Genomic DNA, 12,112 nt, shown 5'->3' on the forward strand with positions numbered 1-12,112 from the left:
AGCGTCGGCTGACCGTGAGCCGCACGAAGTCGTTGACACGGTTGCTCTCCCGCGCGCGGGAGAGGGGGGCCCGATCAGGCCTTCAGCAGGCGTTCGGTCTTGAACAGGTCGGCTGGCAGTTCGCGTTCGCGCACCAGGTGCACGGCGTCGCCGTCGACCATGACTTCGGCCGCACGGCCACGGGTGTTGTAGTTCGAGCTCATCACGAAGCCATACGCGCCCGCCGACATCACGGCCAGCAGGTCGCCCGGCTGCACCGCCAGTGCGCGGTCGCGGCCGAGCCAGTCGCCCGATTCGCAAACCGGACCCACCACGTCATAGGTCACCGCCGCATCGCCGCGCGGGGCGACTGGTTCGATGCGGTGATAGGCCTCGTACATGGCGGGGCGTGCCAAATCGTTCATCGCGGCATCGACGATGCAGAAGTTCTTTGCCGCGCCCGGCTTCAGGAACTCCACGGACGTCAGCAGCACGCCGGCGTTGCCTACCAGCGAGCGGCCCGGTTCGAACAGCACCTCGCGATGGCCGTGGCCGCGTGCGGCGACGCGGTCGATCAGCGTGGTCGCGAAACCCGTGATGTCCGGCGGCGTCTCGTCGTCATAGGTAATGCCCAGGCCGCCACCAACGTCGATATGTTCGAGCTTGATGCCTTCGGCTTCCAGCGCTTCCACTACGTCCAGCACCTTGTCCAGTGCCTCCAGGTACGGCGCCACCTCGGTGATCTGTGAGCCGATATGGCAGTCGATGCCAACCACTTCCAGATGCGGCAACGCGGCGGCTGCGCGATAGGTCGGCAGCACGTCTTCGAACGCCACGCCGAACTTGTTGCCCTTGAGGCCCGTGGAGATATACGGGTGGGTCTTGGCGTCGACATCCGGGTTGATGCGCAGCGATACGCGTGCGCGCTTGCCCAGGCGTCCGGCCACCGCGTTCAGGCGGTCAAGCTCGGGGATCGATTCAACGTTGAAGCCGCGGACCTCGTGCTCCAGCGCCAGCGCCATATCGGCCTCGCTCTTGGCCACGCCCGAGAACACCACCTTGCGGGGATCGCCACCGGCGGCAATCACGCGCAGCAGTTCACCGCCCGACACGATGTCGAAACCGGCACCCAGCCGGGCAAATACCTGCAGCACGGCCAGGTTCGAATTGGCCTTGACCGCATACTGCACATGCGCGTTGCGGCCTTTGCAGGCGGCGGCGTAGGCGTTGTACGCGGTGGTCAGCGCGGCGCGCGAATAGATGAAGGTCGGCGTGCCGAACTCCGCGGCGATACGGGCCAGCGGAACCTGCTCGACGGTCAGGGCGCCGTCTGCGCGGCGATGGAAGAAATCAGTCATGTTCTGGCGTGCACTTGCTGTGCACTTAGCGTGCGTTGGGGGCGGAGCTGCCCTTGACGGGTTCTGCGGGTACCGGTGCCGAGGTGGCGGGCTCGCCCGCCGGGCGCGCCGGCACGGCCGCGCCGGGCTGGCCAAGCCCCGGGTCGGCCACGGTGGGCGGCGTGGGCTCGGGCGGCACTTTCGGCATGTACAGCGGGCCGCGAATGCCGCAGCCGGCGAGGGTCATCGCGAGCGTGGCGGCAAAGGCCGATACAATCGCACCACGACGCAGCATCGGGGAGTCCTTCATGGTCTGGATGGCTTTCGGATGGCTGGGGGAAACGCGCGGCGTTCCCCGATTTCCATCAATTTGATGCCGGCGCAAATGCCCTGTCTGGACGGGCTGCCGGCGGCCTTGGAGTGTAGCATGCCCCCCCTCAGTGAAACCGAGTTCCTGACCCTGGCCAGCGCGGCCCTCGACCAGCTCGAAGCGGATATCGAAGCCGCTGCCGACGCGGCCGATGCCGACGTGGAAATCAACCGCACCGGCAATGTGATGGAACTGGAGTTCGAGGACGGCTCGAAGATCATCGTCAACAGCCAGGCGCCGATGCAGGAACTGTGGGTGGCCGCCAAGGCCGGCGGTTTCCACTTCCGCCATGATGGCGGCAAATGGGTGGATACGCGCGGCGGCGCAGAGCTGTATGCGGCGCTGTCGCAGTACATGAGCCAGCAGGCTGGCGTGGCGCTGGCGCTGAAGTAGGGCGAGGGCGCAGCGGTCACAACAAAAAACCGGCCACGTGGGCCGGTTTTTTGTTGGGGTGGACAGTTTTACGCGCCGCCAAACATCTCCAGGATCTTCTTCTTTTCCTGCTCGGTGTCCTGCGGCGGACGCGAGCTTTCTTCCGGCTTGCCTGGCCACGGGTCGCCCAGACCCACCGATGCCACGCCGGCACCGCCTGCGTTCTCCTCGAGGGTCCAGTCGCCGGCCACCATGACCACGCCTTCCGGCGGCTGGCGGTCCGGGCTCTCGGGCACGCCCTTGAGCGCCTTGCTCATGTAGCCGACCCAGATCGGCAGCGCCAGGCCGCCACCGGTTTCACGCACCCCGAGGCTCTTCGGCTGGTCGTAGCCCATCCAGGCGATGGCCACCAGCTTCGGTGTATAGCCGGCAAACCATGCATCCACGGCATCGTTGGTGGTACCGGTCTTGCCGGCCATGTCGTTGCGGCCCAGACGCTGCTTGGCCGGGTTGGCCGTGCCGCTGCGCACCACTTCGCGCAACATGCTGTCGGCAATGAATGCGGTGCGTGCATCGAGCACGCGTACGGCATCCTCGCCAGCCTTCTGCGGATGGGTTTCCGAAATGACCTTGCCACGCGAGTCTTCGACACGCTGGATCAGGTACGGATTGACGCGATAGCCACCGTTGGCGAAGACCGAGTACGCGCCCGCCATCTGCAGCGGCGTCACGCTGCCGGAACCGAGCGCCATCGGCAGGTAGGCCGGATGCTTGTCGGCCTCGAAGCCGAAGCGCGTGATGTAGTCCTGCGCATACTGCGTACCGATGGCGCGCAGGATACGGACCGAAACCAGGTTCTTCGACTTGGCCAGCGCGCGGCGCATGGTCATCGGGCCTTCGAACTTGCCGTCGTAGTTCTTGGGTTCCCAGACCTGCCCACCGGTGTCGGGGCCAATCGTCAGCGGCGCATCGTTGATGACCGTGGCAGGCGAGAAGCCCTTTTCAAGCGCCGCCGTATAGATGAACGGCTTGAAGCTCGAACCGGGCTGGCGCCAGGCTTGCGTCACGTGGTTGAACTTGTTGCGGTTGTAGTCGAAGCCGCCGACCATCGAGCGGATCGAGCCGTCTTCCGGGTTCAGCGAAATGAACGCGGCGGCCACTTCGGGCAGTTGCGTTACCGACCACGTGTTGTCCTTCGGATCCTGCGTCACGCGGATGATCGCGCCGGGACGGATCTTCACCTTCGGTTGCGCGTTGGCCGACATCGACGGCGCAATGAAACGCAGTGCCGTACCTTCGATGGTAGCGACCTCGCCCGACAACAGTGTTGCCTTGACCTGCTTCGGCGTGACACTGGTGACAACCGCGGAGCGCAGATCGTCGCTGCCCGGATGTTCCACCAGCGCATCGTCGATGGCCTGTTCCCGTTCGGACGAATTCGCGGGCAGGTCGATGAACGCTTCCGGTCCGCGATACCCGTGCTTGCGCTCGTAGTTCATGATGCCGCTGCGCACGGATTCATAGGCGGCATCCTGGTCGCCCTTGTTCAGCGTCGTGTAGACCGTCAGGCCGCGCGTATAGGTTTCCTCGCGATACTGCGCGTACATCAGCTGGCGCACGATCTCGGCCACGTACTCGGCATGGGTGGAGAACTCGTTGCCTTCGCTGCGCACCTTCAGTTCCTCGCGCACGGCCTGGTCGTACTGCTCGGGCGTGATGTAGCGCAGGTCACGCATGCGTTGCAGGATGTATTCCTGGCGCACCTTGGCGCGACGCGGATTGACCACCGGGTTATACGCCGACGGCGCCTTGGGCAGGCCGGCCAGCATCGCGGCCTCGGCCGGCGTGACGTCCTTGATCGACTTGCCGAAGTACACGCGCGCCGCGCTGGCAAAGCCGTATGCGCGCTGGCCCAGATAGATCTGGTTCATGTACAGCTCGAGGATCTGGTCCTTGCTCAGGTTGGCCTCGATCTTGTACGCCAGCAGCATCTCGTAGATCTTGCGCGTATAGGTCTTCTCGCTGGACAGGAAGAAGTTGCGCGCCACCTGCATCGTGATCGTCGATGCGCCTTGCGACAGGCCGCCACGCAGGTTGGCCAGCCCGGCACGCAACACGCCGACGAAGTCCACGCCGCCGTGTTCGTAGAAGCGGTCGTCCTCGATGGCCAGCACGGCCTTCTTCATGACATCGGGGATGTCGCTGATCGGCACGAAGTTGCGGCGCTCTTCGCCGAACTCGCCGATCAGCACGTTGTCGGCGGTGTAGATGCGCAGCGGAATCTTCGGACGGTAGTCGGTGATGGTGTCGAGCGACGGCAGGTTCGGTGCCGCCACGACCAGCGCATAGCCCACCAGCAACGCCACGGCGACGATGCCAGCGGCAAACAGTCCGAATACCCAGAACATGATCCGCATCCATATCGGACGACGAACGGGAAGGGACGGCTTCTGTTGTGCTGTGGCCATAAGGGTTTACCTAATAAGAGTGCCCGAATTATATCGTTGGCACCCCCGTGCACCTGCCACGCGGTGGCGCGAAAGGCGCTACCGCACTGTTACAAGATGTAATGTCGTTGATATCTGCCTGTCACGCCATGCAGGGCGCAGGCGTGGCGCGGGTTTGCGGGGATCCATATCAACCGGAGCGGTCGTCGATAAGTACCTTCCGAGGCGTGCGTGCAGCAGTGCCGGGACACGACGCAATGTGACGGCGCCATGCCGGCCAATGTAGACGGAATGCCGACCGTCGGATTTTGGCAACGGATTGAAGGGGGGCCTCTGAAAAAGAAAGCGTGGTCAAACCGGCACATTGCCAGCGCCTCTGGTTTTTGTGAGAATCAGCGAACATAAAAGAGCAAACGTTTCATCCAAGAAACTGGCTCGCACCATTAGAGCAGACATGCCGTGGGCGAGTTCAAATGTCAGGGGGTCAACCTTGCGACGGGGCATCTTGTCGGGTCTTCTACGCCGGACTACGGTCGGCGTAGATATTGGGTCGTCCAGCGTAAAGGTCGTTGAGCTGTCCGTCGGGACTGGCAAGAACGACTTCAGGCTGGAGAAATGCGCCAGCGAACTGCTGGATCGCAACGCCGTTGCCGATGGCAACGTGGTCAACATCGAGGCCGTGGGCATCGCGCTCAAGCGCGCGCTCGGCAAGGCCGGCATCCGTACCAAGGACGTGATCCTTGGCGTGCCTTCCATGCTGACGGAATCCCAGACGGTCAGTCTGCCGGACAACCTGTCCGAAGACGAACTCTATTCGCAGGTCGAATCGGAGGCGCATCGCCTCTATCCGCCGTCGCAGGCGGTGAACTTCGACTTCGCGGTGATTGGTCCCAGCGAAACGGAAGGCGGTATTGGCGTGCGCGTCACGGCCGCCAACAGTGATCGTGTCCAGGAGCGCGTGACGGCAGCCGAAATGGCCGGCCTGAAACCGCAGGTCATGGATGTGGAAGAGTACGCCGTGCAGCGTTCGGTGGTGCAGATGCTCGGCGTTCCCGCCGGCCTGACCGAAACCGACGCCAAGGACCTGCCCGTCGTGGCCGTGGTCCATCTCGGTGGCAGCCGCTCCAAGGCCATCTTCTACCAGGGCTGGAAGGAACTGTACGAGCAGCCGCTGAACAGCTACGGCGATCAGCTGACGCAGAGCGCCGCGCGGATGTTCACGCTCGACGCGCTCAAGGCGGAAATCAAGAAGCGCAAGAACACGCTGCCCGAAGCGTGGCGTGCGCAACTGCTCAAGCCTTCTCTCGAGGCGCTGGCCATGGAAGTGCAGGGTGCGGTCGGCAATTTCATTGCCAGCTCCAGCCTCGGCCGTGTCGACGAGATCCTGCTTTCCGGCGGGCACGCGTCGCTGCTTGGTGTCCAGGCAGCGATCCAGCAGCAGACGCAGATCACGACCACGCTGGCCAATCCCTTCGCAAACATGACGACCGCAGGCAAGGTCAACGAGCGCTATCTCCAGCGCGACCTGCCGGCCTATATCGTCAGTGCGGGACTGGCGCTGCGCGGACTGCAATAACCCACCGGGGGGACACGCATGTCCACGACGACGAATACCATTCCGTCGGTCAACCTGCTGCCGTATCACGAGGCGCGCAAGGCAGCCCGGCGCAAGAAGGTTTACAGCATGCTGGGCGGTGCGGCGGGCGCGGGTGCGCTCGTGGTGCTGATCGGCGGCTATTACATCGATACGCAGATCGATGAGGTAAGCCATCTCAACCAGACGCTGAAGACCGAGAACGCCCGCATGGACGGGCAGATCAGGGAAGTCACCACGCTCAAGAAGGACATCGACGAACTGCTGGACCGCCAGCGTGCCATCGAAAGCCTGCAGGCGCAGCGCAACCTGCCAGTGCAACTGCTGGAGGAACTGGTGCGCCAGGTGCCGGAGGGCGTGTACCTGACCAGCCTCAAGCAGACCGGCGACGACTTTGTCATGGCCGGTGTGGCGCAGTCCAACGAGCGGGTGTCGGAGCTGCTGCGCAACGTCAGCCAGGTGCAATGGCTGGACCGTGCCGAGCTCGTGGAATCGAAGGCCATCACGATGACCAACAACCTGCGTGAGCAGCGCCGGCTGTTTGATTTCTCGATGCGCTTCTCCTATCGCGCAGCGGAAGAACCAACCGAGCGCAAGGAGGCCGGTTCCGGTAGCGGTGCCTCGGATGCCGCAGGCAAGCCCGCGGCGACGTCGGCGGCGAAAGCCGCAGGGGGCAAGGTCTGATCATGGCGCTGAACACCAACCTCTCATTGCAGGACGTGACCACGCAGTTTCGCGGCCTGAACCTGAACGAACCCGAGACCTGGCCTGCCGCACCGCGCGTGCTGTTCTCGATCCTGGCGGCCGTGATCGTGCTGGTGCTGGGCTGGCAGTTCTACTGGAGCGACAAGAGCGACGACCTCGAGCGCAAGCATGCCGAACATGAGCAGCTGAAACAGCAGTTCAAGGCCAAGGTAACGCAGGTGGCCAATCTCGATGAACTGCGCAAGCAGAAGGTCGAAGTGGAAAAGCGCGTGGCACTTGCTGAACGGCAGTTGCCGAACAGCACGGAAATGGACGCGCTGCTGGCCGACGTCAACCACGCTGGCGTGGCACGTGGCCTGCAGTTCGAACTGTTCAAGCCGCAGGCGGCAACGGTCAAGCCTTACTTTGCCGAAATCCCGGTCAACCTGAAGGTCACCGGCCGCTATCACGACGTTGCGTTGTTCAACGCCGACGTGGCGGCCCTGTCGCGGATCGTTTCGATGCGTAACCTGAACATGTCGGTTGCCAAGGATGGCACGCTGTCGATGGAGGCGGTCGCGATGGCATATCGCGCGCTGGATCCTGACGAGCAGGCCGCGCAGCGCAAGGCTGCTGCCGATGCCGCGAAGAAGAGCAAGAAGGGAGGTGCCAAGTGAGCCTCCTGATCCGACGTCCACCGGTTGCGTTGCATGCCCTGACCGCCGCCGCGCTGGCAGTCGTTGCCCTGGCCGGCTGTGGCCAGAGTGACGACGATGGACTGCGCCAATGGATGACGCAGACCCGCGCCGCCAAGGCGCCACCGCCCGAACCGTTGCCCGAGGTCAAACCATATTCGCCGCGCGAGTATGGCGGGCGCAGTTCGCCGGAACCGTTCGCGCAGACCAAGATCGGCGAACTGAACAAAACGATGTCTGAGTCGCCGGAGGCCGGACGGCGACACGAGCCGCTTGAAGATTATCCGCTGGAGAACTTCAAGATGCTCGGGATGCTGAAGAAGAACGGCGAGACCTACGGTGTGGTACGCGTAGATAACAAGATCCATCACGTCAAGGTGGGTCAGTATCTCGGCCAAAGCTATGGCCGGGTGGTCCGCATCAACGATCAGGAGATCGTGTTGCGCGAATTGGTTCGGGAAGGGGTCTCAGATTGGAAAGAGAAAATGACCAGCCTGAAGCTGGAGGCATCCGCATGATCACCACTCGTTGGGTCAGGGCGCTTGCTGGCGCTTCAGCAATGGCGCTGGTGTTGGCCTCTCCGGCCGCATTGGCACAAAACAACCAGCTCAAGCAGGTGGAAGCCAACGTCGTTGGCGAGCAGACCGTGTTCGCGGTCGACCTGCAGAGCCCGCTGGCGCAAAAGCCGGCGGACTTCACCACGCAGAATCCGGCAAAGATCGCGATCGATTTCTTCGATACGGGATTCGCGGCCGGTCGCGCGCAATACGAGTACGGCGGCAAGCTGCTCAAGAGCGCCAACGTGATGCAGATCGGGGACCGTACCCGCGTGGTGCTGAACCTGAGCCGTGTCGCCACGTACCGCACTGAAATGCGCGGCACGCAGTTCCTGGTGCTGATGGACAACGTGTCGCAATCCGCGACCGCTGCCGCACCGACGTTTGCGCCGGCCGCAGCTGCGGCGCAGCCAGTGGCTGCCAATCGTCCGTTGATCCGCAATATCGACTTCCGCCGCGGCAACGACGGTGCCGGCCGCGTGGTGGTCGATCTGTCGTCGCGCGACTCGGGCATCAACATCCAGCAGCAGGGCCAGAACCTCGTGGTCGATTTCATGGGCACGGGGCTGCCGACGGATTTGCGCCGTCGCTTCGACGTGACTGACTTCGGCACGCCGGTGCAGGCCATGCGCGCCACCGACGCCAACGGCAGTACGCGTCTGCAGATCGAGCCGCGTGGCAACTGGGAATACAGCTCGTACCAGACCGACAACCAGTTCGTCGTGGAAGTGCGGCAGGTCAAGGAAGATCCGAACAAGCTGATCGCCGGGCAGGGGTATCGCGGCGAACGCCTGTCGCTGAACTTCCAGAACATCGACATCCGCTCGCTGCTGCAGGTCTTTGCCGATTTCACGAACCTGAACATCATCACCAGCGATACGGTGCAGGGTAACCTGACGCTGCGGCTGAAGGACGTGCCATGGGATCAGGCGCTGCAGATCGTGATGGATTCCAAGGGCCTGGCATCGCGCCGTAATGGCAACGTGCTGTGGGTGGCGCCCAAGGCCGAGCTGGCCACGAAGGAAAAGCTCGAACTGGAATCAATGCAGCAGATCAACGAGCTTGAGCCGATTCGTAGCCAGGTGTTCCAGCTGAACTACCAGCGTGCCGACGATGTACGCCGCATGCTGCTGGGCCTGCCGGTCACGGGCAGCGGCGGCAGCAGTGGTGGTGCCGCGCCGGTAGCGGCAGGTGGTTCGAGCACGTCGGCGGCCACGCGGATGCTGTCCAAGCGCGGCTCGCTGACGGCGGACCCGCGTACCAACCAGCTGTTCGTGTCCGACATCGGCAGCAAGCTGGAGGAAGTGCAGACCTTCCTGCAGCGGATCGATATCCCCGTACGCCAGGTGATTATCGAGGCCCGCATCGTCGAGGCCAGCGACACCTTCAGCCGGAACCTCGGCGTGAAGCTCGGTTTTGCGTTGCCGCGGGCGGGCAGTGCACTCGGCAATACGTACCAGAACGTGGCGTCGCCGTTCACGCAGGATGGCAAATGGGATAACAGCCCGGCGCTGAGCCTGCCCGCCGCGGCCATCAACGGTACGAACCCGGCATCGGTGGCGTTCAGTATCTTCAACGCTGGCGCGGGTCGTTTCCTGGACCTGGAGTTGTCCGCGCTGGAAGCCGACGGCAAGGGCAAGATCATTTCCAGCCCGCGTGTGGTGACGGCCAACAACATCAAGGCCCTGATCGAACAGGGTACCGAACTGCCGTACCAGTCGGCCACGTCGAGCGGTGCCACGTCGATCCAGTTCCGCAAGGCCAACCTGAAGCTGGAAGTCGTGCCGCAGATCACGCCGGAAGGCAATGTGCTGCTGGATGTCGACGTGAACAAGGACAGCGTAGGTATCCAGACCGTGGCGGGCTTCGCGATCGACACCAAGCACGTGCAGACGCAGGTGCTGGTCGAGAACGGTGGCACGGTGGTGATTGGCGGTATCTACAGCCAGGAAGAGACCAACAACTACAACAAGGTACCGTGGCTCGGCGATATCCCGGTGCTTGGGTACCTGTTCAAGAACAACGCCAAGGTCAACAACCGGACCGAGCTGCTGGTGTTCCTGACGCCGCGTATCCTGAACGACAGCGTATCGCTGAAATAACACCGTCCGGGTGCAGCACTGGGCCCGGATGCAGTAGACTGGCAGGCCGCGTCGCAATACGACGCGGCCTTTTTTCTTTTTGGCGGCATCGTCGGCGGTACCGATGGCCGGCCGGGACGCGACCCCACGTGATGATGCACAATGGCGTATGCATCACGTCAGTGTGATGACCCGGTGGCGTACCGGTGCCTCCGCGCCTTATCGTGCAAGACAGTCCAGTGACAGCCAATCGCCCGAATCTTTTCTTTGTTGGCCTGATGGGCGCCGGCAAAACCACCGTCGGCCGTTCCGTGGCCCGACGCCTCAACTATCCGTTCTTCGATTCGGACCACGAGCTCGAAGCGCGTTGTGGCGTGCGTATTCCGTTGATTTTCGAGCACGAGGGCGAGGCCGGCTTCCGGGATCGCGAGGCGCAGGTGATTGCCGACCTGACCGGTCGCACGGGAATTGTGCTGGCCACCGGCGGTGGCGCGGTGCTGCGCGACGTCAACCGGGCGGCGCTGAAGGCCAATGGCACGGTGGTCTATCTGCGGGCCAGTCCGCATGATCTATGGCTGCGCACCCGCCATGACCGCAATCGTCCGCTGCTGCAGACCGAGGATCCGAAGGGGCGCCTCGAGGCGCTGTACCGCGAGCGCGATCCGCTCTACCGCGAAGTTGCGGATTTCATTATCGAAACGGGCAAGCCGACCGTGGCGCAGCTTGCTAATATGGTTCTCATGCAACTTGAAATGGCCGGCTTCGTGTTTCCGCAGGCGGAAGCCGCACCTGAACCCGATGAGGTGGCAGGGCAGCCGGCGCAGGACACCCACTCATGATCACGCTGGAAGTCGATCTCGGGGCGCGTAGCTACCCGATTCATATTGGCGGCGGCCTGCTGGACCGCGCCGAACTGCTGCAGCCTCACGTACGTGGGCAGCACGCCGTCATCGTCACCAATGAAACCGTCGGCCCGCTCTACGCCGCGCGCGTGGAAGCGGTGCTCGCCAGCCTGGGCAAGACCGTGCGCACCGTGGTGCTGCCGGACGGCGAGCGTTTCAAGCAGTGGGAAACGCTGAACCTGATTTTCGACGCGCTGCTCAAGGCCGGCGCCGATCGCAAGACCACGCTGATCGCACTGGGCGGCGGGGTAGTTGGTGACATGACCGGGTTTGCTGCGGCCTGCTATATGCGCGGCGTGCCGTTCGTGCAGATGCCGACCACGCTGTTGTCGCAGGTCGATTCGTCGGTTGGTGGCAAGACGGGCATCAACCATCCGCTGGGCAAGAACATGATCGGCGCGTTCCACCAGCCCAATGCGGTGATCGCCGATATCGACACGCTGCGCACGCTGCCGCCGCGTGAACTGGCCGCCGGCCTGGCCGAGGTAATCAAGCATGGCGCGATCGCCGATGCCGATTATTTCCGCTGGATCGAAGACAACATCGCCGCGCTGAACGCCTGCGACACCGGCCTGATGGCCGAGGCCGTGCGCCGTTCATGCGAGATCAAGGCCGGCGTGGTGGCGCAGGACGAACGTGAAGGCGGTCTGCGCGCTATCCTGAATTTCGGGCACACCTTTGGCCACGCAATCGAAGCCGGCATGGGCTATGGCGAATGGCTTCACGGCGAAGCGGTGGGTTGCGGCATGGTGATGGCGGCCGACCTGTCGCATCGGCTTGGCTTTATCGACGCCGAGACCCGTGCGCGGATCCGTACACTGACGCAGGCGGCGATGCTGCCCGTGGTGGCGCCGGACCTGGGCATCGATCGCTATGTGGAACTGATGAAGGTGGACAAGAAGGCCGAGGCTGGCAGCATCAAGTTCATCCTGCTGCGCAAGCTGGGCGAGGCGTTCATCACCACCGTACCGGACCCGGACCTGCGTGACACGCTGCGTCATGCAGTCCTGAAACCTCCCACCGAGGCACCGGTCGCCTGAGCGACTGGTTATGCCTTGCAACCCTTAACCAGTTACGGATAAACGGATTGCCCG

General features: G+C 63.5%; 11 protein-coding genes. 8 read left to right on the forward strand and 3 right to left on the reverse strand.

Annotation, left to right across the window (positions count from 1 at the left end; translation table 11 throughout):
• Window positions 1-74: 74 nt before the first annotated feature.
• Together lysA and lptM are read right to left on the reverse strand one after the other, a co-directional pair.
• Window positions 75-1,337 carry a diaminopimelate decarboxylase gene (gene lysA / locus ACO550_RS32695; protein ID WP_315596551.1) on the reverse strand — a complete coding sequence of 421 codons (1,263 nt, stop codon included), beginning with the start codon at window positions 1,335-1,337 and terminating at the stop codon, window positions 75-77.
• Between the two features lie 25 nt (window positions 1,338-1,362).
• A complete protein-coding gene (gene lptM, locus ACO550_RS32700; protein ID WP_485995078.1) occupies window positions 1,363-1,626 on the reverse strand; it encodes an LPS translocon maturation chaperone LptM in 264 nt (87 codons plus the stop codon).
• Window positions 1,627-1,743: 117 nt separating this feature from the next.
• Here lptM and cyaY point away from each other — a divergent pair, with 117 nt between their 5' ends.
• Window positions 1,744-2,079, forward strand: a complete 336-nt coding sequence (gene cyaY / locus ACO550_RS32705; RefSeq protein WP_315596552.1) for an iron donor protein CyaY — start codon at window positions 1,744-1,746, stop codon at window positions 2,077-2,079.
• A gap of 68 nt (window positions 2,080-2,147) precedes the next feature.
• Here the strand turns inward: cyaY and ACO550_RS32710 are convergent, their stop codons facing one another.
• Window positions 2,148-4,526, reverse strand: coding sequence for a PBP1A family penicillin-binding protein (locus ACO550_RS32710; protein ID WP_315596553.1), 2,379 nt, complete (start codon window positions 4,524-4,526; stop codon window positions 2,148-2,150).
• Window positions 4,527-5,010: 484 nt separating this feature from the next.
• On the opposite strand from ACO550_RS32710, the gene pilM reads away from it, so the two are divergent.
• From pilM to aroB, 7 genes are all read left to right on the forward strand, one after another.
• Window positions 5,011-6,081 (forward strand): type IV pilus assembly protein PilM, encoded by a 1,071-nt coding sequence (gene pilM / locus ACO550_RS32715; protein ID WP_315596607.1) that lies wholly within the window; start codon window positions 5,011-5,013, stop codon window positions 6,079-6,081.
• An 18-nt stretch (window positions 6,082-6,099) separates the two neighbouring features.
• Window positions 6,100-6,783, forward strand: a complete 684-nt coding sequence (locus ACO550_RS32720; protein WP_315596554.1) for a PilN domain-containing protein — start codon at window positions 6,100-6,102, stop codon at window positions 6,781-6,783.
• A gap of 2 nt (window positions 6,784-6,785) precedes the next feature.
• Window positions 6,786-7,460, forward strand: coding sequence for a type IV pilus inner membrane component PilO (locus ACO550_RS32725; protein ID WP_315596555.1), 675 nt, complete (start codon window positions 6,786-6,788; stop codon window positions 7,458-7,460).
• Between the two features lie 29 nt (window positions 7,461-7,489).
• Window positions 7,490-7,996, forward strand: coding sequence for a pilus assembly protein PilP (locus tag ACO550_RS32730; protein WP_315596556.1), 507 nt, complete (start codon window positions 7,490-7,492; stop codon window positions 7,994-7,996).
• Window positions 7,993-10,137: a type IV pilus secretin PilQ gene (locus tag ACO550_RS32735; RefSeq protein ID WP_315596557.1), complete on the forward strand. Its 2,145-nt coding sequence runs from the start codon at window positions 7,993-7,995 to the stop codon at window positions 10,135-10,137. The genes ACO550_RS32730 and ACO550_RS32735 overlap by 4 nt, the downstream gene beginning before the upstream one ends.
• Before the next feature lie 218 nt (window positions 10,138-10,355).
• The gene (locus ACO550_RS32740; protein ID WP_315596558.1) at window positions 10,356-10,955 is read left to right on the forward strand and encodes a shikimate kinase; all 600 of its coding nucleotides are present in this window, start codon (window positions 10,356-10,358) and stop codon (window positions 10,953-10,955) included.
• Entirely contained in the window at window positions 10,952-12,058 is a 1,107-nt protein-coding gene (aroB, locus tag ACO550_RS32745; protein WP_315596559.1) for a 3-dehydroquinate synthase, read from the forward strand. The genes ACO550_RS32740 and aroB overlap by 4 nt, the downstream gene beginning before the upstream one ends.
• Window positions 12,059-12,112 lie beyond the last annotated feature (54 nt).

The organism is Cupriavidus sp., from assembly GCF_057315035.1.

Coding starts and splice junctions, on each gene's coding strand:
- lysA (WP_315596551.1), bottom strand. CDS start 1,337: ATGACTGATTTCTTCCATCGCCGCGCAGACGGCGCCCTGACCGTCGAG.
- lptM (WP_485995078.1), bottom strand. CDS start 1,626: ATGAAGGACTCCCCGATGCTGCGTCGTGGTGCGATTGTATCGGCCTTT.
- cyaY (WP_315596552.1), top strand. CDS start 1,744: ATGCCCCCCCTCAGTGAAACCGAGTTCCTGACCCTGGCCAGCGCGGCC.
- ACO550_RS32710 (WP_315596553.1), bottom strand. CDS start 4,526: ATGGCCACAGCACAACAGAAGCCGTCCCTTCCCGTTCGTCGTCCGATA.
- ACO550_RS32720 (WP_315596554.1), top strand. CDS start 6,100: ATGTCCACGACGACGAATACCATTCCGTCGGTCAACCTGCTGCCGTAT.
- ACO550_RS32725 (WP_315596555.1), top strand. CDS start 6,786: ATGGCGCTGAACACCAACCTCTCATTGCAGGACGTGACCACGCAGTTT.
- ACO550_RS32735 (WP_315596557.1), top strand. CDS start 7,993: ATGATCACCACTCGTTGGGTCAGGGCGCTTGCTGGCGCTTCAGCAATG.
- aroB (WP_315596559.1), top strand. CDS start 10,952: ATGATCACGCTGGAAGTCGATCTCGGGGCGCGTAGCTACCCGATTCAT.